This is a genomic window from Ruegeria sp. ABM4_193 (genome assembly GCF_056158705.1).
This window is the reverse complement of sequence record NZ_JBSWTT010000001.1, coordinates 45,396-66,322: the sequence shown is the minus strand read 5'-3', so window position 1 is coordinate 66,322 and position 20,927 is coordinate 45,396. Positions and strand designations below refer to the sequence as shown.

General features: G+C 56.7%; 18 protein-coding genes. 8 read left to right on the top strand and 10 right to left on the bottom strand.

What is annotated here, in order from left to right; translation table 11 throughout:
* Positions 1 to 46: 46 nt before the first annotated feature.
* The 5 genes from ACXADZ_RS00280 to ACXADZ_RS00260 all read left to right on the top strand — a co-directional run bounded on the left by ACXADZ_RS00280 (position 47) and on the right by ACXADZ_RS00260 (position 5,859).
* Positions 47 to 886, top strand: a complete 840-nt coding sequence (locus tag ACXADZ_RS00280; RefSeq protein ID WP_475191714.1) for a flagellar motor protein MotB — start codon at positions 47 to 49, stop codon at positions 884 to 886.
* Between the two features lie 91 nt (positions 887 to 977).
* Positions 978 to 2,273 (top strand): flagellar hook protein FlgE, encoded by a 1,296-nt coding sequence (locus ACXADZ_RS00275; RefSeq protein ID WP_475191712.1) that lies wholly within the window; start codon positions 978 to 980, stop codon positions 2,271 to 2,273.
* Positions 2,274 to 2,306: 33 nt separating this feature from the next.
* Positions 2,307 to 3,758, top strand: coding sequence for a flagellar hook-associated protein FlgK (flgK, locus tag ACXADZ_RS00270; protein ID WP_475191709.1), 1,452 nt, complete (start codon positions 2,307 to 2,309; stop codon positions 3,756 to 3,758).
* A 2-nt stretch (positions 3,759 to 3,760) separates the two neighbouring features.
* A complete protein-coding gene (locus ACXADZ_RS00265; protein WP_475191705.1) occupies positions 3,761 to 4,768 on the top strand; it encodes a flagellin in 1,008 nt (335 codons plus the stop codon).
* Entirely contained in the window at positions 4,765 to 5,859 is a 1,095-nt protein-coding gene (locus ACXADZ_RS00260) for a flagellar basal body P-ring protein FlgI (protein WP_171096555.1), read from the top strand. The genes ACXADZ_RS00265 and ACXADZ_RS00260 overlap by 4 nt, the downstream gene beginning before the upstream one ends.
* A gap of 48 nt (positions 5,860 to 5,907) precedes the next feature.
* Here ACXADZ_RS00260 and ACXADZ_RS00255 read toward each other — a convergent pair whose 3' ends face one another.
* From ACXADZ_RS00255 to ACXADZ_RS00225, 7 genes are all read right to left on the bottom strand, one after another.
* Positions 5,908 to 6,552: a DUF1523 family protein gene (locus tag ACXADZ_RS00255; RefSeq protein ID WP_475191702.1), complete on the bottom strand. Its 645-nt coding sequence runs from the start codon at positions 6,550 to 6,552 to the stop codon at positions 5,908 to 5,910.
* Between the two features lie 10 nt (positions 6,553 to 6,562).
* A complete protein-coding gene (locus ACXADZ_RS00250; RefSeq protein ID WP_171096559.1) occupies positions 6,563 to 6,829 on the bottom strand; it encodes a hypothetical protein in 267 nt (88 codons plus the stop codon).
* Position 6,830: 1 nt separating this feature from the next.
* Positions 6,831 to 8,168: a DUF6638 family protein gene (locus ACXADZ_RS00245; RefSeq protein ID WP_475191697.1), complete on the bottom strand. Its 1,338-nt coding sequence runs from the start codon at positions 8,166 to 8,168 to the stop codon at positions 6,831 to 6,833.
* Complete coding sequence (locus tag ACXADZ_RS00240; protein ID WP_475191694.1) at positions 8,165 to 9,028, bottom strand: hypothetical protein; 864 nt, start codon at positions 9,026 to 9,028, stop codon at positions 8,165 to 8,167. Before ACXADZ_RS00240 ends, ACXADZ_RS00245 begins: the two co-directional genes overlap by 4 nt.
* Positions 9,021 to 10,964 (bottom strand): AAA family ATPase, encoded by a 1,944-nt coding sequence (locus ACXADZ_RS00235; RefSeq protein WP_475191691.1) that lies wholly within the window; start codon positions 10,962 to 10,964, stop codon positions 9,021 to 9,023. The genes ACXADZ_RS00240 and ACXADZ_RS00235 overlap by 8 nt, the downstream gene beginning before the upstream one ends.
* A 54-nt stretch (positions 10,965 to 11,018) precedes the next feature.
* Positions 11,019 to 12,137 (bottom strand): hypothetical protein, encoded by a 1,119-nt coding sequence (locus ACXADZ_RS00230; protein WP_475191687.1) that lies wholly within the window; start codon positions 12,135 to 12,137, stop codon positions 11,019 to 11,021.
* Between the two features lie 270 nt (positions 12,138 to 12,407).
* Positions 12,408 to 13,487, bottom strand: coding sequence for a hypothetical protein (locus tag ACXADZ_RS00225; protein ID WP_475191685.1), 1,080 nt, complete (start codon positions 13,485 to 13,487; stop codon positions 12,408 to 12,410).
* A gap of 248 nt (positions 13,488 to 13,735) precedes the next feature.
* On the opposite strand from ACXADZ_RS00225, the gene ACXADZ_RS00220 reads away from it, so the two are divergent.
* The 3 genes from ACXADZ_RS00220 to ACXADZ_RS00210 all read left to right on the top strand — a co-directional run bounded on the left by ACXADZ_RS00220 (position 13,736) and on the right by ACXADZ_RS00210 (position 18,502).
* Complete coding sequence (locus ACXADZ_RS00220; protein ID WP_475191682.1) at positions 13,736 to 15,211, top strand: NAD-dependent succinate-semialdehyde dehydrogenase; 1,476 nt, start codon at positions 13,736 to 13,738, stop codon at positions 15,209 to 15,211.
* Between the two features lie 128 nt (positions 15,212 to 15,339).
* Positions 15,340 to 17,523, top strand: a complete 2,184-nt coding sequence (locus ACXADZ_RS00215) for an esterase-like activity of phytase family protein (RefSeq protein ID WP_475191681.1) — start codon at positions 15,340 to 15,342, stop codon at positions 17,521 to 17,523.
* Between the two features lie 229 nt (positions 17,524 to 17,752).
* Entirely contained in the window at positions 17,753 to 18,502 is a 750-nt protein-coding gene (locus tag ACXADZ_RS00210) for a hypothetical protein (protein WP_475191678.1), read from the top strand.
* Positions 18,503 to 18,703: 201 nt separating this feature from the next.
* Here ACXADZ_RS00210 and ACXADZ_RS00205 read toward each other — a convergent pair whose 3' ends face one another.
* The 3 genes from ACXADZ_RS00205 to ACXADZ_RS00195 form a co-directional block, all read right to left on the bottom strand.
* The gene (locus ACXADZ_RS00205) at positions 18,704 to 19,171 is read right to left on the bottom strand and encodes an Hsp20 family protein (RefSeq protein WP_171096579.1); all 468 of its coding nucleotides are present in this window, start codon (positions 19,169 to 19,171) and stop codon (positions 18,704 to 18,706) included.
* A gap of 123 nt (positions 19,172 to 19,294) precedes the next feature.
* Positions 19,295 to 20,110, bottom strand: coding sequence for a trypsin-like serine peptidase (locus ACXADZ_RS00200; protein ID WP_475191674.1), 816 nt, complete (start codon positions 20,108 to 20,110; stop codon positions 19,295 to 19,297).
* A complete protein-coding gene (locus tag ACXADZ_RS00195) occupies positions 20,107 to 20,898 on the bottom strand; it encodes a trypsin-like serine peptidase (protein ID WP_475191671.1) in 792 nt (263 codons plus the stop codon). Before ACXADZ_RS00195 ends, ACXADZ_RS00200 begins: the two co-directional genes overlap by 4 nt.
* Between the last annotated feature and the right edge of the window lie 29 nt (positions 20,899 to 20,927).

The following is a 20,927-nucleotide window of genomic DNA, read 5'->3' as shown; positions in this document are numbered from 1 at the left end:
ACCTGCGCTGCTAGTCACAGAGTCGGGTGATAAAAAGGTGGTGGAGATGGGTGCGCAAACCAATGCGGCGCCAATCATCATCAAGAAGAAGCGTGTATCAGGTGGCGATGGCCACCATGGTGGCGCGTGGAAAGTCGCGTATGCCGACTTTGTTACGGCCATGATGGCCTTCTTCATGTTGATGTGGCTGCTTAACGCGACAACGGAACAGCAACGCAAGGGGTTGGCGGACTATTTTGCGCCGACGATCCCACTTAGTCCGGAATCCGGTGGGGGTGACGGTGCCTTTGGTGGTGACAGTATGCTGTCCGAAGATACCCTGATACGAGATGGCCTGGGTGCCACAAACACACACGCAACTGAATCGCGCCAGGCCCGCGGCTCAATCGGTGTGGATGCCAGGGGTGGCGGCAAAGGCAACAAAGAAGATTTCTCAACGCTTGAGGCAAAGCTGCTGGGGCGTACCGGTGAAAGCGAGGTGTCGGACAAGCTGCTCAAGCATATCGTTACGCGCGTGACCGATGAAGGGCTTGTCGTTGAACTTTTCGACACCGAGGACCAGGAATTGTTCGAATCAGGATCCGCGACCCCCACCCGTTTTCTAAGGGCACTGGCGCTGATCATCGCCCGATCTTCGGATTTGGTGACAAATCCCATCGCCGTTGAGGGACATGTAAGCGCATCACCGGTAGTTCAGGTGCGCAACACAGCATGGAATCTGTCGACAACCCGAGCGCAGAAATTGCGTCAGTTGTTGCAAGACAAAGGCGTCAAGGCGCAACGAATGGATCGCGTCACGGGTCACGCAGACCGGGAATTGTTTGCCAACAACCCAATGGCAGCGCGGAACAACAGGGTCGAGGTGATCTTCCTACGCCAGCCTTAAAGGATAGAACGCATTTTACATGTTAGCGCGCTGTTAAGGGGCAGCACGTTACCTGTTGCATCAACGACTGACGCAACAGAAGGGCGCGCCAATGACCATTTCCTCTTCGCTCAATGCCGGTGTGGCGGCGCTGAAGGCCAACGCCAACAAGCTAGCGACGATTTCTGACAATATCGCGAATTCCTCGACCTATGGGTACAAACGGGTCGAAACCGATTTTCATTCGATGGTCACATCGGGTCAGGGCGGCAGCTACTCGGCAGGCGGTGTGCGCACGACAAGCCAGCGCATGATCGATCAGCGCGGACCTTTGGTAACAACCAGCAATTCCACTGACCTCGCCGTGCGCGGGCGCGGGATGCTGCCGGTGCGTCCCAGTTCGCAGATCGACAACAACTCGAATGAGATGCTGCTGACCACAACCGGATCTTTCCGCACCAATGAAGAAGGGTATCTGGTGACCGAATTGAACCTTGTTCTTCTGGGATGGCGCGCAGCACCGGACGGAACCATCCCGTCTGTACCGCGTGACACACCAGCCGCCCTTGAACCCATTCAACTAAGCGTCAATCAGCTGTCAGGCTCTCCTACGACGGAAATGAACCTGCGCATGAATCTGCCGGCCACCGCTACGGATGCGGGCGCTCCGGGTGATATTCAGCCCTTGTCTGTCGAATACTTTAACAATCTCGGCAAATCCGAAAGTGTGGACATCGAACTGATCCCGACCGTTCCGGCGACGGGCAGCAGTAATGAATGGACGATGGTTCTGCGCGACTCCGCTTCTGGCGGGGCAATCATCGGAGAATACACGTTGACCTTCACCGACAACCGGACAGCAGGCGGTACCCTGGCCAGCGTCACGGCAGTTTCAGGCGGTGCATATGATCCAACGACAGGCAGCGTCATGGTCAACGTTGCCGGAGGTCCGATGGAGATCAATATCGGTATGATCGGGGACTCTGATGGCATTACCCAACTCTCCGATACATTTGCACCTGTCTCGATCACACGAGACGGTTCAGCCGTTGGTACGATGACCAGTGTGCAGGTGGATGAAAACGGGTTTGTTTATGCGTTCTATGACACCGGAGTCAGCCGTCTGATGTTCCAGATTCCACTTGCGGATGTTCCCAATCCCAACGGCCTGACGGCACTGGACAGTCAAACTTACGCGCCATCCCGTGAAAGCGGCACCTTCTTTCTTTGGAATGCAGGCGAAGGCCCGACCGGTGACCTTGTTTCCTTCGCCCGTGAAGAATCCACCACAGACGTCGCCACCGAGCTCACCTCACTAATCCAGACACAACGTGCTTATTCATCAAGCGCCACGGTGATCCAAACAGTGGATGAAATGCTGCAGGAAACGACGAATCTGAAACGCTGATTCAGGCTCTGAACCCAGGAAAGGAGCGGTCTCATGAACATGTCGACGGCACTCAACAACGCATTGGGTGGGCTGACGGCGGCCAGCCGAGGGGCCGCCGTGGTGTCCGGGAACATCGCAAATGCCCTGACACCGGGCTATGCGCGCCGATCCCTTGAACTGGCAACAAGTCAGATTTCCGGCAACGGCGTCCGCACCGTTGGCGTAGTACGGCACCAGGACCCGGTTCTGACGGCCAACAGACGGTCCACTGACGCAGATCTGGCGCTGCAATCTGCGGTATCGGACTTTCACGCAAGATTCGAAAAGCTGGTGGGGTCTCCTGCAAATGGGCCGTCATTGTCCACGCGCCTGACGGACTTGGAAAACAGTTTCCTAACGGCAGCCAGCCTGCCGGATTCGATCGAACGGATGGATCAGGTCGCACGTTCGGCAGGTGATCTGGCCAACGCGCTGAACACAGCATCTGAAGGTGTGCGGCAGGCGCGCTCGGATGCAGATCGAAAGATCGGTGCTCAAGTAGAAAACCTGAATCAGACTATGAAGGATATCGAAGACCTGAACGCCAAAATTCCAGCCATCAAAAACTCTGGTGGCGACATTGGTGCCCTGCTGGACCAGCGGCATGTTCTGATTGATCAGGTCAACGCTCTGATTCCGGTCAATGTCGTGCCGCGCGCCAACGAACAGGTCTCGTTGTATTCGGATGGCGGGTTGATCCTGCTAGAGGGTAAAGCGTCAGAGTTCACCTTTGCCATCACAGGTGAAACCAAGCCGCACATGACGGTGGCAAATGGCCTTCTGTCCGGGCTGGAGATGAACGGAAACCCGGTGCGCACCAGCGGTGACACCGCACAAATCCGTGGTGGGGCGTTGATGGCGCAGTTTACCATCCGCGACGAGCTTGCGGTTGAGGCTCAACTTCAGCTCGACACCGTTGCCCGCGACTTGATCGAACGGTTCGAGACACCCGGTCTGGATCCGACTGCTCTGGCTACTGATCCCGGTCTGTTCACCGACGATGGTAACCGGTTTGATCCCACAGCTTTTGTTGGGCTTGCCTCTCGGGTTTCGGTCAACGCGAGTGTGGATCCCGACATGGGCGGTGACAGCTGGAAGCTGCGCGCGGGTTTGGGCGCCGTCGCGGCAGGTGATCCCGGACAATCTGCACAACTGCGTGCCTTCGGCAATATCCTGAAGGACGCGCGCCCAGTAGCTGGCGGGCTGTTCGGCACAGGAAACATGTGGGCCGCCGAACTGACCGAAGCACTGCTGTCCAAAGCCGGTACAAACGCCCATCTTGCAGATCAACGCCAGACCTTCGCCAACACGGCGCAACAGCAAATGGCTCAGATTGAGGCCGAACAGGGCGTGGATACAGATCAGGAACTGCAACGTCTGATGCAAGTCGAACAGACATATGCAGCAAATGCCCGGGTCATCTCGGTCGTGGATGAACTGCTTGAAACTCTGCTGAGGTTGTGATGATGACATTGACTTCAATCGGTGATCTGGCGCGCGGTATGACCCTGCGCACACGTGCCACGGACATAAAAACACAGATCGAAACGCTTTCGTTTGAGATGTCCACCGGACAGGTACAAGATATCTCGGGCCGGTTGGGGGGCGATTATTCGCAACTTCTCGATCTGGATCGTAGCCTTGCCCGCCTCGACGCGTTTGGCATAGCAACGTCTGAGGCGGCTCTGTTCACTGATGCCATGCAATTAAGCCTGCAAACCTTCGGAGATTCCGTCGGAGACATGACTGCGTCCCTGCTGGCATTTGGAACCGCAAATCAGCCCGCGAACCACGAACAAGCGTCGGTGCAGGCGAAAAATGAACTGGACACGATGATCTCGGCGTTGAACACGCGCGTAGGTGGACGCAGCCTGTTTTCCGGTACAGCCACCGATGTGTCCCCCCTTCCCTCTTCAGGCGATCTTTTGGCGGCGCTTAGACCGCAACTTACCGGGCTTGTAACCGTGGCCGATATTCGGCTGGCGGCAGACACTTGGTTCAATGACCCGGCCGGGTTTGACGCCGTATTTTATCAGGGGGCAAACAGTGCACTTTCACCGATGCAGATTTCGGAAAACGAAAGTGTCACGCTGCCGATCACCGCAACGGACCCGGCTTTCAAGGCGGCTCTACGGGACGTTGCAGTGGCTGCGCTAGCTACAGATAGCACCTTGGCGCTTTCCCCTGATCAGCGCACGGCATTGTTCACACAGTTGGGTGTTGACCTGGCCAACGCGCAGGACGCTACTGTACGACTTCGGGCCGAGGTCGGCACGGCAGAGGCTCGAATAGAAGAGGCCGCGACACGCAATTCTGCTGCCCGCACCAGCCTTGAGTTCAGCCGAAACGAACTGATTGCTGCCGACCCTTATGAAACAGCGGCCAAATTGCAAACGGTGCAGTTCCAATTGGAAAGCCTCTATTCCGTAACCGTTCGCAATGCGAACCTTTCGCTGGTGAACTTTCTGAGATGAGGGCGCTGATACTTATTCTGATCTTCCTTCCCAGCTTGGCATGGGCAGGAGCGATACGCCTGAAGGACCTGGTCGATTTCGACGGCGTGCGCGGCAACGATCTGGTCGGCTACGGTCTTGTCGTAGGATTGAATGGAACCGGTGATGGTTTGCGTAATGCGCCTTTCACCGAAGAAATCATGTCCAACATTCTGGAACGCCTTGGCGTCAACGTAAACGGCGAAGATTTCCGACCCAAAAACGTGGCAGCCGTTCTTGTAACCGCCAGCCTCCCGCCATTTGCCAGGGTAGGTGGTCAGATCGATGTGACGGTTTCGGCCATTGGCGATTCCAGCAGCCTTTTGGGCGGAACGCTGATTATGACCCCTCTTAATGCCGCCGACGGTCAAATCTATGCCGTTGCCCAGGGCACAATCCTGGCGGGCGGCGTTTCTGCCGAAGGTGAGGCCGCTTCGGTGGTGCGTGGGGTGCCGACGTCAGGTGTCATACCCTCTGGGGCACGGGTTGAGCGTGAAATTGACTTTGACCTGTCGACCCTGACCCAAATGCGTCTTGCGCTGAGAGAACCCGATTTCACCACTGCCGCGCGGATCGAATCCGCAATCAATACCGAGTTCAACAGGGCCGTGGCCATCATGCGGGATTCCGGCACGGTCGAGCTTAACGTCGCTGCAACGCAGGCGGTGTCAACTGCCCATGCCATCGGGCGTATCGAAAACATACTGGTTGAACCAGAATCAAAGGCACGCGTCGTCGTCGATCAGCGTTCCGGCACGATTGTAATGGGGCAAGAGGTCCGCATTTCGCGCGTCGCTGTCTCTCAGGGCAATCTGACGTTAACTGTGCAAGAGGCACCAATTGCCGTGCAGCCCAACCCGTTTGCCAGGGGTGAAACAGTGGTCGTACCCCGCACCATCGCTGGCATCGAAGAGGAAGAAGGCACCGGTCTTGCCGAAATCCCCGAGGCCACAACCCTGTCCGAAGTGGTTGCAGGTTTGAATGCACTAGGCGTATCGCCTCAGGACATGATCGACATTTTGAAAACCATAAAGGCAGCGGGCGCGTTACACGCAGAGTTCATCGTCAGGTGACGGGCCGTTCACGCAATAAGGGCGTGCTGATTGCACGCCCCTTGCACTCTATTTTGACTTCCAGCTGTCCAGCCAGCGCCGAAACCTGGTGCACCGTTCTTCAATAGCGTCACCCGCCGCATAAAGCCCATCTTCCACGTTTTCGATCATGGGATCGATCCGGGCTTGCCGGAACCTGCGCCAGCGCACCCATATCGCCCAGACCAAAGCGGCGAAAATCGTCAGGAATATGATGTTGAACCAAGGGATAATCCGCGCATCCGGCCCATCCACATGGTTGATGAAGATGGCGTTTGGAAATATCGATAGAAACTCGTTACGCCAGCCGTAATGAGTAACAACCACCCATTTCGGGTTCTCTTTGGTCGATTTGGCATCATTGGCTTCGGTATACAGGTTGGCTGTGTCGAACTTGAAATAGAGGGGCCAGCCCCAGCCGGTATCCTCGTTTCGATAAACGATGGGCTTACCGCTGTCGCGCACAGCCTGAATGAACTGCACGTCCCGATTGGCCAGGCTCGCGGATTGATCCTGCGGCTCGGACCAGAAAATCCGGGTCCAGTCGTTCAGATCCTGCCGTTCTTCATAGGTATTGACGATGCGCACAATGTCATGCTGCGGCAACGAGTACTGCAGGACCGCCGCAATCGTGCCCCAGAAGATGATAATGAACGCCCATTTCACATAGGCCATGCCTAATTCCTCACATGTAATTCACGATGTAGATCAGCGCGCTAATCGCCACCCACGGCACAATATAGACACCCAGGATCAGTTTACGCCGGAACGAATTGTCATACACATGCAATCCGCGTTCGACAAAGGCTTCTTTGTTGCCCGTTTTGCCTTTTTCGTCCCACCAGTCCTCCAGCTTACGCCGCCGAATGCCGCGCGAATAGAAAGACAGCGCAACATAGGCAATCGTCTGAATCACCAGCAAGATCAGCAACAGGCGCAACAATCCGATCATATCAGCCTTTCCTCACCGAACCCCAGGGACCGACCCGGGCGATTATGTCATCGCTGACCCGGTCATTGCCGCTCATATCCGGCTCATGCCCAAACAACGCAGCACGAGCACCTTGCTTGTCCACCTGATACTCACGTGCAAGGAAGTCGGCAACATAGGCTTTCTTGCGCTCGGGCCAGCCCGAATATGTTCGGTAGAACAGCTCTTTATGGCAGATGAACATCTGGCGCGGGTCCAGCGGAGCCAGCTCGGACAGCAGCATGTTCACCAGATCGCGGTTCGGCGTATCCGCCGCGCGCAAGGTATAGAAATAGGCTGGATGGTCCGAGGTGATGCGTGGCCATGGCCCCCCATCGCTCGCCCAGCGCAGCAATTGAGCGAGCCCGTGATAAGCCTCGGGCAATCGATCCGAGTGATTGCGCGCCAGCCGACGCATGTCGCTGCGATCCAGCCCGGTCAGGTCGACATCTGCATCCGCAGCCGCATCGACGGTCAGGAAATCCATCTTCTGTTGCAGAATCGCGGCGGCATCCACGCCGCGCGCTTTGACAATCGGTTCGACCAGATCATTGTAGTCCAGAAACTTGGCAATCTGGTTCCGCAGTGACGGGTCGAATGTGTACTTGATTGGCAGATCGTCCGGCTTTTCGCCCATGCAGATGGCCGCCGGGTGATCCAGGTCGGGAAACAGATAGAGCCCGCCAAAATGCGCGGTCCAGAAATTGCGCTGCTCAAAATCCGTGTGACGCAAGCGCACGGGGTTGCGGGTAACGTCACCGGTTTCCTTGGCCGTTTCGATCATCTTGGCGATCAGCACATCGTCGAACCACGCATCCTCTTCGGTCTTGAACCGTTCGACCATACCCGCCAGTTGCTGTGCCTTGCGCAGGGTGCCGCCAGCGGTGTCAGCCTCAATCTCGATCTTACGCAGGTTCAGCAGATCGCGCGGGGTGCTGAGTTTGATGACCGAGTTCACCAGCTCTCCGGCCACCGCATCGGTGGCGGTCAGGGCGAACAACTGCGCCTCGTTCATCTCGATGAATTCCCGCAGGATATCGCGCGAGGTCGAGAATTTGACGTTCAGCAAAGGCGCGCGTTTCTGCTCGGTCGTCAGCAGGATGAACTGTCGGTTAACCCCGTTGGGATTGAGGTAGAGCTCATCCTCCAGCTCAATCCCCACCTCGGGCGAATAGCCCGATATATCGACATGGAAATCCGTTAACGCCGTGGCCTTGCCCGCCAGATGCTGCATCGCGCGGTTATACCGCTCGACCAGAGCCGGGCTGGAGATGTGGACGAGGTTGCCGAACATCAGGCCTTTTTCGATGAGGCGGATCATCGTTCGACTTCCTTGAACAATTCCATGCTCAATAATGATTCAATCAGCTCAACTATTCGGACTAAACCCAACTTTTCGAGAAAGATTTGATCAGCTCTAGACAACGCTTCTGTAGAATCCAGAACCTCAATGAACCCAGCACGAATTCGCTGCAGCGAATCCGCTCCTATCGTTGTGCCCGTAACAGCTCCTACTTCTGCGGCTCCCTGCGCAGTTATTAATGAGCTTTCGAGGTCTATTCGCATTTTGATTAAGTTTTCATCCAGTGTGGATTCGTAGGTTCCGAAAACGTGAAAAAACAAATTGTCACGAAACGCCGAAATCCTATCGGAACTCACTCCTTGCAAATGAACACCTGATTTGGTTGGAAATCCAACTGTCTCGCGAAAACTTACTATATCAGAAACTTGCTTTTCGAGCCGACTCAATAACAGTTCCTTGGCCCTCATGAATTCGCTTTGCTTCAGCTCATCTTCAGAGATTTTCGCTTGAATAGCCATCGCACGGGCCATGTCCTGCGTAGCTTCACGTTGCTCTTTCATCTCTAATCTAGTCAGACGCAACTCCTCTCGTTGCGCGGACAGTTCTTGGCTTTGCAACCAAACGGTAATTATAATCCAAAGAAAGGCCAGCACACCCGCGACACCAGCAAAGGTGTCACCTATTTCGTTGGCAGGTGAAGTCAAGAGCGCCAAAATGCGTGGACTCCAACCACCTTCCGCCGTGTGTTGAGGAAGGAATGCAAGTACAGACACTATAACCAAAAACAGCTTCGTAAGCGCCCGCCCAACTTCCAAAGGCTTATCGCTACGCACCCCGCATAGTATGGATTCCACAAATATTCGTGCGCGTTCAATCAACGTATTGAGCCTTCCCCTCCAAATACCGCCGCTTAGCCTCTTCCATCCGGCCCATCTCGCGGACGGCGTTCTCGATGGCGACCTCGTCGCTCTTGTCGGCATAGCGGAACTCGCTGTCGGCGTAGCGGTTGATCTCCTGCATCACCATCTCGACAGTGATCGGCTGGCGCAGGTCCTCGATCATCGCTTTCTTGGTGTCGTAGTCGCGGAACAGGAACAGGTCGGGGTTCTCCATCCACTCGTCGGGCAGTTCGAAATCCATTGCGCGGACCTTGACCGCGTCGGTGATGTTCTTGATCGCGCGGCCGGTGAACCGCTCATCCGCCTGTTGGATCGCCTTGAGGTAGGTGCCTAGCTTGGCGATCGTGTCCATCTGGCCGATCTCGCCGGATACCCGGTCATAGACCTGCAGCAAGGCGTCCTCATGCGGGCGGGAATGGCTTTCGAAACTGGCGGCGACCGCCTTTTTGATCTCCTGCGCGGCGTAGGCGTCGTGTTCGCCCAGCGGGATGTCGTGATTGCGGCCCATCAGCAAGTGCAGGATGTCGATGTAATCCTCACGCGTTTGCGGCCCGTCCACCAGAAACCGCGCGCCCGCCCGCTGGCGCAGGGCGTCGTCCACATTCTCGGGGTAGTTCGAGAACATGCCAAAGGTGCAATTGCCGCGCACGACGGTGTTGGCCCCCGCAAAGCTCTCCATCAGAACAGCGGTGATTTCCAACTGCCCGGCTGATGATTGCCTGTCGCCGCGTTTGCCCGCCAGTTGGTCGATATCGTCGATAGTGCCGAAGCCGATGACCGAGGGGTCGATGATCGTGTTGATAAACGCTTTGGCGTTCTGGCCGGACTTACCCTGATAGCTGTCGATATTGTCAGTGCTCAGGTTCTGATAGCGGAAGGGATAGCCCGCGTTCTGGCAATAGTCATTGATCAGCCCGGCCATCATCTGGATCAGCGTGGTCTTGCCGGTGCCCGGTTTGCCGTCGCCCATGAAGGTAAAGATGAACCCGCCAAGCTCCGCAAACGGGTTCAGGCGACGGTCGAAATCATAGGCCATCAGCATCTTGGCCAGTTTCATCGCCTGATACTTGGCGATATGGTTGCCGACCACCTCGTTCGGTTTCTTGAACGTCATGGTCAGGGTGGTGGATTTGGCCTTCGAGGCCGGCTCAAAACCCTGGATTGTCAGATCATCGGCCTCGATATGCCAGGCGGCGTTCTGGAACGGGCCCAATTGGCCAGCAGACTGGGCGCGCAGGACGGCCTTTTCCATCAACTGCTCGGCATAGGCACTTGTGGCGGCGATCAGGTGGGCGTCGTCAGGGGCGTGTTTGGCGAATGTCTGATCCAGCTCCCACAACGCACCATGCAGGGCGAGTTGGCCATTGTCGGTCAAAACCTCTTCGATCTCGCCAATATCGACGGTGGTCTCGCCCAGATGCGAGGACATCAAGTAAGCCAGCGCATTGCCGAACGTGTGCAAGGTGATCAAAGCCTCAGCCGTCAGCAGTTCCGAGAATTCAGTCCTGCGCGCGGCTGGCAAATCCCCGGCCAGATTGGCCCGTTTCAGATCGGCCAACGGCGTCTGGTCCGCATAAGCCTCGGCCACAGCAACAGCGATAGCAATCGCACGGCGAATGGCTTGCTGTGTCGTAGCCTGAGGCGGAGACACCAGCGTATCCCCATCGTCCGACGCCTCGATCCGTTCAACCAGATGCACTCCGTCCGAACGCACGGTTCGCCGCGTGACCAGACCCGGTGTCGTGGATCGAAACCGCCGCCCCGTAGAAACCCCCGGAGATCGTTCAACAACCGCTTCCACCGCCTTGCCAATCCTCGGCGCGTGTTCAAACCCGTTCAGCAAAGCGGTCGCTGCTTGATAGTGCTTGCGAATGTCGTCCTCGCGTAATTCCATCTGATCTGACATCAAACTCATCTCTTGAACCGCTCTTGCTTCATCTTTTCAAAAATACTCTCGCCGAAGGCGAAACTAATAGCGCAATACCTGCCCCGCCTTGCTGACAACGAACTTGTTCACATCGGCAAACCCCGGCGGGTTGCGCTCGGCCAGTACCTGAAACGGGCGTTGGGGCAGGATGATTGATCGCTGCGTGCGCGTGGCCCCGGTCTCGGCCCCCTGACCGCCAAAGGGGTCCAGCGCGAAGATCTCGCGTTCGACGGTGGAAAACCATCCGGCGCGTTCCTCGATCACCTGTTCGCTTTCCAGCTCCTCGGTGGTCCAGGCCAGCGCCCAATCTTGACCTTCGGGTGCCTGTGCGTCCTCCAGCACCTGCCGCAGCGGGCCGGATTGCTCGGTATAGGCCGAGGAATACATTGGCCCCACATGAATGCGGCGCAGGTGTTTGGGGTGCAGGTCGTCAAAATCCTGATCAAAGCCTTTGGCGATGGTCACCAGTTTCAACCCGCCCAAAGACTGCGCCATCAGATGGGCCTGCACCTCGGGCCAGCGGCGTTGGTCTTTGGGCAGAGCAGTCTTGCCGCTGTCTTCCAACTGCATCAGGTAGATGACCGGCAGGTTGATCTGGCTGTCATAGACCGCCCAATGGATCAGGAACTTGCGCCGCTCGCCCTCATTCCCGATCCAGTGACATTCGGGATCGTTGCGGGCCCAGAACAGCTGACCTTTCAGCAATTCCTCGTAATAGAGCCTTTGAGACAGCGCGAATTGCAGCTTGGTGGGGATCTCTCGGTCGCCAATAATCGTCCGCACCATGTCGGTTTTCAGGTCGTCTTCCGAGGGCATATTCGCCAGATGCACCTGCGCCTGCTGCGCGTCATTGGCCATTGTCAGCAATTCGGCCGCCACCGGAAACCCGCTGTCGCGCTTGTCCATGGCGAGACTGCCAAAGAACCGCCCCGTATCGCGCCCGACCAGCAGGTATTTCATGCTGAGCGCCCGGAACGTGTAGAGCAGTCCCGAGAGATAACGCGAGATGATCCGCACCTCTTGCTTGCTGATCGCGCCCTCGGCCTCCATCGTCGCGGCCACGCGCAGAAGGTGGACGGTGATCACCTCGAATTTGCGGAAATAGCGGCGCGAGGCGAAGGTGTCGGTCAGTCCAACATGGTCTTGGGTGGGGTTAGTCATTTTTGGATTCACTACAACCAGTTCCACGGCATTGATTGAGCCGCCATGGCAGGAGAAAAACGTCTGAGATCAGGTACAACGCGAAGATGATAAGCCCGAAGATTATGCTAACCGGTCCGCCATATAGAGTGAGAAAACCGAGCAGCTTATAAGTTCCGCCTTCAGCACCCAATTTATGCAAAAGAGCTGTAAGGCCATAAATCGGAATCGGCCAAACTACGAGAAAGAGGCCAATCCTGAGAAGCCGTACGTCTTTTCGGCTAAACCACTTCATCCGCCATACAAGTTCTTATCGTGCTTCTCGACAATCGAGGCAAACCGGCGGGCAAAGCGTTCGTCCGCCTTGGCCTTTTTCTCCAGCACGTCGCGGGCAAAGACCATGTGGTCCTCATGCGCTTCAAGCATGTCGGCCATTTTCTGGTTGGTCGCGGTGCCGATGGCGGCCATGGCGGTTTGCGCCTCTTGGTCGGTCTGCACGCCGATCTCGTTGATGCGGTGGGCCACGTCCTGCTGCTGTGCGGTTTTCAGCGATTTGGTCAGGGCGTCATACAGCACCACGCGCTGCTGCGTGTCCGTTTGCAGCTTGTTGATCAGCACCATCTGTGTCGCCGCCTGGTTCTGCAATGAATCGACCCAGGTCTTGCCTTTCTCGATATAGCGCTCCAGCGTCTGCGACTTGGCCAGCTTGACCTGCTCTTCCTGAACCTTGGCGTTGTATTGCTTGTTCAGCTCGGCCAATTCAGTCTCTAACTGGGTCCGCGCGGCGGCATCCTGTTCGACGCTGATCTTGTTCTCCAGCGTAATGATCGTCGGATCCATTCCTTGAATTTCATTACGCAAAGCTTCAAGCTCGGCCACCGTTGCCTCGCGATCGTCCAGTGTCACGGTCAGGTTGTCTTCAACCTTCACACGCTGTTCTTCCAGCACCGACAATTGCCCTTGCAGCAATTTCACGATCACGTCGGATTTGGCGATCAGGTCCTGCAGCTTGTCGTCGATATTGGCAGTGCGCATCCGTTCCTGCCGCATCGACTCGGATTTGCCTTTCGAGAAGATGCCGACAAACGACTCCCACCCGGTTTTCGAGCGCATCTCATCGAAATCCTTGGAAAAGGCGTTGGTCACGTCGTCCAGACCCATGATCAGCTCGGCGATATTGGCGTTCATCACCTCGGTATGGGCGTGAACATCCTCAAGCGTGGCGTTTTCGATGTCGATATCGGCCTCGGCGGTGCCGATTTTGGCCCGCGCTGCTTCGATGCGCGATGTCAGCCCTTCGATCTGCGACTGACTTTCGCGCACCTTGGTTTGCGTTTCTTTGATCAGCGCCTCAAATTGCTGGTTCGACATCGGTTCTATCCCTTTTTTCTTCTATTACCCAATAAGATAGGGAATGTTACGTCTATTTACATCCCCTGCGAGTCAAAAATCCCCTGAACCTTGGCAAACTCAGCCTGAAAAAGATAGGCGCGAATTGCTAAGCTGCTCGTGTGGCATATGATCAAATCTGGATTGATCCGACCACCATTGTGGACATAGACAATCCAGACCCCACCTGATTGGGTGCGTTGAACAAAATTCCTGCCGGAGGCTGACCCATGCTGGACGCGACAACCGATCTGAAATCTCTTTTGAAAAACCCCGACCTTTTGGCGACCAAGGCCTATATCGGCGGCCAGTGGGTGGATGGGGACAATGGTACTTTTGAAGTGACCAACCCCGCCCGTGGCGACGTGGTGGCCGAGGTGGCCGATGTCAGCCGTGCTCAGGTGGCAGGCGCGATTGCACAGGCTGAGGCCGCACAAAAAGAGTGGGCCAAGCTGACCGGCAAGGAACGCGCAGTGATCCTGCGCCGCTGGTTCGATCTGATGATGGAAAACGCTGAGGATCTGGGCAAAATTCTGACGGCCGAGCAAGGCAAACCCCTTGCAGAGGCGATAGGTGAAATCGGATACGGCGCCTCCTTCATCGAGTTCTTTGGTGAAGAAGCCAAACGTGTCTATGGCGAGATGATCCCGGGTCACCAGCGTGACAAGCGGATCATGGTTTTGAAACAGCCCATCGGTGTTGCTGCGTCGATCACACCATGGAACTTCCCCAACGCGATGATCACCCGCAAGGCCGGGCCAGCCCTTGCTGCGGGTTGCGCCTTTGTGGCACGCCCAGCGAAGGAAACACCCTTGTCCGCTCTGGTGTTGGCTGTATTGGCGGAAAAGGCCGGCATTCCGGCTGGTGTGTTCAACGTCGTACCATCGTCACGCGCCAGCGAAATCGGCAAGGAATTCTGCGAGAACCCCGGTGTGCGCAAGCTGACCTTTACCGGTTCGACCGAGGTTGGGCGCATCCTGCTGAAACAGGCCGCCGATCAGGTGATGAAATGCTCGATGGAACTGGGCGGCAACGCGCCGTTCATCGTGTTTGACGACGCCGATCTGGATGCAGCGGTCGAAGGCGCGATGATGTGCAAATTTCGCAACAACGGCCAGACTTGCGTCTGCGCAAACCGTATCTACGTGCAGGCCGGTGTCTACGATGCCTTTGCCGCCAAGCTGAAAGCCGCTGTTGAGGCGCTGAAAGTTGGTGACGGTCTGACAGACGGAACGACTACTGGCCCGCTGATCAACTCTGAAGCCGTTGCCAAGGTTGAAGAGCATATCAAGGACGTAACCGACAAGGGCGGTGCTGTTCTGACCGGCGGCCTGCCCCACGATCTGGGCGGCACCTTCTTCCAGCCGACCATCGTGACGGGCGTGACCCAAGACATGATGGTGGCTCAGGACGAAACCTTTGGTCCGCTGGCCCCGTTGTTCAAGTTTGAAGATGAGGACGATGTCATTGCCATGGCGAATGACACGATCTTTGGTCTGGCCTCGTATTTCTATGCCAAAGACCTGAGCCGCGTCTACAAAGTGGCCGAGGCGCTGGAGTACGGCATCGTCGGTGTGAACACCGGTATCATCTCAACCGAGCTGGGCCCGTTTGGTGGCGTCAAGCAATCCGGTCTGGGCCGCGAAGGCAGCCATCACGGCATGGAAGACTATCTGGAAATGAAGTACGTCTGCCTGTCGGTTTGATCCTTTAGTGCCCCGGTGCAAAGTGCCGGGGCCGTTCGGTTTGTCATAAAACTGCAAATAAACCGTCACATCCCTGCAATGACCCGGGTTCATCCCCCTCATATCCAACTGAGAGGGGATACTTACCGATGTCATTGCGCTATGCCTGCCTGACATCTGCCCTTGCCCTGACCGCTGGTCAGGCCGTGGCAGAGATGAACTTCAACCGAATTGCGTCCTTCCCGGTCGTCAAGAACATGGCCGAGGGAGCGGATACAACCCGTGAGACCTCGCCCGAGATCATCGCGGCCACCGCTGACGGCATGACGTTGGTCTACACCGACAGCCCGCTGGGCGTGATCGGCATGATCGATATAACAAACCCTGCAAGCCCGGCCCCGTTGGGTGCGATGGAGTTGGGCGGCGAGCCGACATCCGTGGGTATCGTTGGCGCGACGGCTTTTGTGGGCGTGAACACGTCGGAAAGCTATACCGCCCCGTCCGGCAAACTGATCTCGGTCGATATCGCGGGCAAATCGGAAACCGGTGCCTGTGATCTGGGCGGTCAGCCCGACAGCGTGGCGATCGCCCCCGATGGCAGCTTTGTCGCCGTCGCCATTGAAAACGAACGCGACGAAGACCTGAATGACGGCATCATCCCGCAGCTGCCTGCCGGATCGCTTGCACTTGTGCCGCTGAAAGACGGCACGCTGGATTGCGCGGGCATGAAGATGGCCTCGCTGACCGGTTTGGCAGAGGTCGCGCCGACCGACCCTGAGCCGGAGTTCGTTGACATCAACGCTCTGGGTGAAACCGTCGTCACTTTGCAGGAAAACAACCACATCGCAGTGGTCGACAGGGACGGCAACGTGGTCAGCCATTTCTCTGCAGGCGCGGTTGATCTCGAAGGCATCGACGCCACTGATGAGCGCGGCGCGCTGATCTTCACCGAAAGCCAGCCGGGCCGTTTGCGCGAACCGGACGCGGTGAAATGGATCGACGACAATCACTTCGCGACCGCCAACGAAGGTGACTATGAAGGCGGGTCGCGCGGTTGGACGATCTTCCACAAAGACGGGACCGTTGTTTATGAAAACGGCACCGATTTCGAGAAGGCTATCATTCAGATCGGCCACTACCCCGACAAACGCTCGGACAGCAAAGGAGTGGAGCCGGAAAGCGTGACCGCAGCTACATTCGGCGGCACACCGATGATCTTCGTCGGGGCCGAGCGCGCCTCGGTCGTAGGTGTCTATGACGCCACCGACCCGGCCAACCCGGTGCTGAAACAGCTGCTGCCCTCCGGCGTTGGTCCTGAAGGTTATGTGGCGATTCCCGAACGCAACCTTCTGATCTCGGCCAATGAAAAAGACCTGATCGAAGATGGCGGCCCGCGCGCGCATGTTTCGATCTTTGAGTATCAGGACGCCCCGGCCAACTATCCGCACCTGACCTCCGCTGGTGCGGATGAGCTTATTGGATGGGGAGCTCTCTCCGGTCTGGTCGCGGATGAAGACGGCATGATCTATGCGGTCAATGACAGCTTTTATGGCTTCCAGCCGTCGATCTTCAAGATCGACCCTAGCCAACAACCAGCACGGATCGTGGACGTGATCCGCATTCACCGTCAGGACGGTAATCCGGCGCAGAAGCTGGATCTGGAAGGCATCACGCTGGACGGCAAGGGTGGCTTTTACGTCGCCTCCGAAGGCCGCACCGACCGCGTCATCCCGCACGCGATCTATCACGTCTCGGCTGACGGTCTGATCAAGGACCGCAAGGGCGAAATCGGCCTACCGTCGGAACTGATGGCCGTTGAAAAACGCTTTGGTTTTGAAGGCATCACCAAGGTTGGTGACACCCTGTGGATGGCTGTACAACGCGAATGGAAAGACGACCCTGAGAACCACGTGAAACTGGTGGCCTATAACCTTGAGACCAAGGAGTGGGGTGCCGTGCATTACCCCAAGACGGACCCCGAAAAAGGCTGGGTCGGCCTGTCGGAAATCGTGGCCTTTGGTGATCATGTCTATGTCATCGAGCGCGACAACCAGCACGACCACCGCGCCGTAACCAAAAAGATCTACCGCATCCCGCTGTCCGAAATGACCCCGGCCCCGCTGGGTGGCGCATTGCCAGTGGTCAGCAAGCAAGAGGTCCGCGACCTGCTGCCCGACCTGACCTCGACCGGCGGATACGTTCTGGACAAGATCGAAGGTCTGGCCATCCTGCCCTCGGGCGAGGCGTTTGTGATGACTGACAATGACGGTGTCGACGATGCCTCGGGCGAGACGATGTTCTGGTCGATCGGGTCAGTGACGGCTGGGAATTGATTCTCTGTTCAATACCACTCTGGCCCTGTGCAATGCTTGCGCAGGGCCATACCTCTTTGAATTGTTGCGCCTAAAAGAGGACTTACTCACATTCAATAATTCGACTAACATGCCTATTTTGTTGAGATATACTTTTCAATGCGAAAAGAAGCTCTACATTTATTAAGGAATGCTTCGTGTTTTCAGGCTTTTGAGCTATGATTATCCAAGGGTTGTGGGGTGTTACGTTATGAAATTGTCTTGTCTAATTTTAGCTGCAAGCTTCTCTTCACTTTTTGCCGTTAGTGCGCATGCAGTGTCGATAAACGTGATCGACTACGATCCGACATCCTACAATACGATTTTCGGTTCCGGCCACGGCGTGTCAGAAGACTTTGAGTCATTGGGCGCAGCTCTTGGTCAAGGAGAAGTCGCCAACGGGTTCTCGACCACTGTGGGAACGTTCTCAACTCTTGGCGGTACAGGTTCAGGCGGTACAGTGTCCGGGCTTTCCGGCAACACAGGTACCCAGCTTGCCTTGCGCTCAGGAAGTGTTTTTGGACGCCAAAACCTGTCACCTAGCGGGGGATCTTGGTTTCTGGACAGCAATGATACTTCAGGCATCCAATGGGACGTGGCACTCGCTGGTGGAAAAGCGTTCGACAAACTGGCTTTTGCGCTGACCGATGCCAGCGATGCGGGTGGTTTTTTGCGTATATCGGCAGGTGGAAGCGATTTTGAACTCCGCACCGGTGGCAAATTGGCAGATGGCAACATCAAATTGGTTACAATTGATTTCGGAGCGCCGACCAACTCTGCATCGATCTCCCTTGCTAACTATTCCACGCAAGGTGGGGCCAATGCTTTTTTGAATGACGGCTTCTCAATTGACGGGATGCAGGTTGCCGCAGTTCCCATTCCACCATCGATCCTGATGCTGGGAGCGGGCCTGCTTGGACTTGGGTTAGTGGCCAACCGCAGGCGAAGAACTTCAACCTGATCAGGCACAACGGTGCTTCGATAGTAAAACCGCGCCAATGGAAAGGTGCTCACAACAATGTGGGTGCCGATTTTGTTTTGGAATCCGGTTTGGCTGATTCAGATACATCTATCAAATACATCGCCCCGCGTCTGGAGGAACGCGGGGCGTGTGTTGCGACAGTCTGGGAGGAGGCGACTGCCGCAAAGCTTTTCAGGAGTGTTAGTTGACGGCCTTGGCGTCAACGACGTCTTTTTCAATGGCCTTGGCCGATGAGATCTCGATCCGGCGCGGTTTCAGCGCCTCGGGCACTTCGCGCTTCAGGTCGATGTTCAGCATGCCGTTTTCGTGGCTGGCGCCCGTGACGCGGACGTGGTCGGCCAGTGCAAAACGACGCTCGAACGCGCGGGTGGCGATGCCACGGTGCAGATAGCTGCGGTCTTTGTCCTCGGCGGCTTTCTTGCCAGCCACGACCAGCGAGTTTTCTTTCACTTCAACAGACAGGTCTGCTTCGGAAAAACCGGCGACGGCGACGGAAATCCGGTAGGTGTCGGCATCGGTTTTTTCGATGTTGTAAGGGGGGTAGCTGGGCTGAGCCACATCATTGGTCAGAACGCGATCCATCATATCGGCGATCTGATCAAAGCCAATGGTGGCGCGGTGCAGCGGTGCAAAGTCAAATGTACGCATGTGTCGTATCCTCATCCTCGAGCGAATTACGATTTGTGCCCTCCAACTGGACGGGCAGTGATTGATACCGGACCCCGTTGTGGCGATCCGATACACTTCACATGGGTAGCGAATTGACCGAGTTCAACCCCCGCCAGAGCTGATGAATTTCGCACCAGACCCGGACTTGCCGGACCCCACCTGCAACCGGCGGATCGACGCTTTTGGCTGCGGCGCATCGCGCCGCATAATCGCCTTAAGCTCAGAGACGATCCCGTCCAACTCCATGCCAAATCCGACCTTCCGGCTGCCGTTTGTACCAACCGCCGAAACAACAGACAGAATCTGCCAACGCGAGCCGTTCTTTGCCAAAATAGCGGACCCGGACGAGCCGAAGGTGATGTCGCAATCAAACAGGATCAGACCCTGCTGACGATCAATGATACGGCACGAACGTTCCCGTGTGATCGCCTCAGACCGCCCGCGTCCATAAGAGGCAATGCTGACCTCATTTCCCCGAACACGCCCGCTGTACAGTGCAAAGGGATCTGCGACAGAGTAGGGGATGGGCTTATCGAGGCGCAACAGTGCGACGTCAATCCGAACGCTATCATGGGAAAGCGGCGGTTTAGAGCCATAGCTGGGATGAATAGCGACCTGCGTGATCCGGCTCTCGGCCAGGGCGTTGCCGTTGCTGAGGCCTGCGCGAAACGTGATGTCTTCTGGGGCAAATGCCTTTCCCGTGCGCCCGTCCACTGCGCAATGCGCTGCTGTCAGAACCATGTCCTGCGCGATCAGCGTACCCGTACAAAATGACTCGTCCCCTATGTCCAATCGGCCTATCGCCTCCCAGCCGTAAAGGTCGTCCCGGTCCGTCAACTTGCGCTTGTTCGCTTGCGCGTGGGACGTGGTTGCCAGAATGCACAAACCTAAAATGAGACTCAGTAAAACTCTGATCATGGCCGAATAAACCTTGCACCGATATTCTTGCCCGACCCGGATCCCGGCGTTGAAAGCCCAAATCCACGCCCGGCAGACAACTCATTGCGCAGCAATTGCAGCGAGTGTTCAACAGCAGTGCCAATTGCCACGTTCTGGCCGTCCAAACTGGCCTTGGCCGCAACAACCGACACGATCTGGGGACGCGCGCCCGCAAAGGAAAAGACCGGTGCGCCGGACGAGCCAAAATCGACGTCGCAAGACATGACCATGACACCCTGCTGCCGGTTCATGACCGAGCAGACCTGTTGCAGCGAAGGGGCCTCGGACCGGTCATGCGCATAAGACACCACACCAACTTCTGCGCCACGGCGCGGCTGATCCCCCGATTCAAATGGAATGACGGCAGTGTTTCGGATTGGTTGCCACAGTTCGATCAAGGCCACATCTGCGCTCACCCGGTCGGTCGTCGAGTCCGCACCATATTGATAGTCCGGATGGATCACGGCTTGCCGCGCCGTCCGATAGGCCAAAGCGCGCCCCAAACGCCAACCGGCCAGAAACTCAATGTCCGACGGGTTGATACGTTGCCCGGAAACCTTGTCAAACAGGCAATGCGCTGCGGTCAGCACCAAGGTTGGCGACACCAGCGTTCCGGTGCAAAAACCTCTGCCGGCAATATCCAACCGTCCCACGGCCATCCATTCTCGCCCGGAATCCGAGGTGTCCAGGCTTTCCAGCCCGGTATCCTGCGCTGTGGCCGCAATCGGCATGACACAGAAAACAATCGCCTTGATCCAGTTGCGCACGCGGTTCTCCGGGACTCATTCTGACCTAT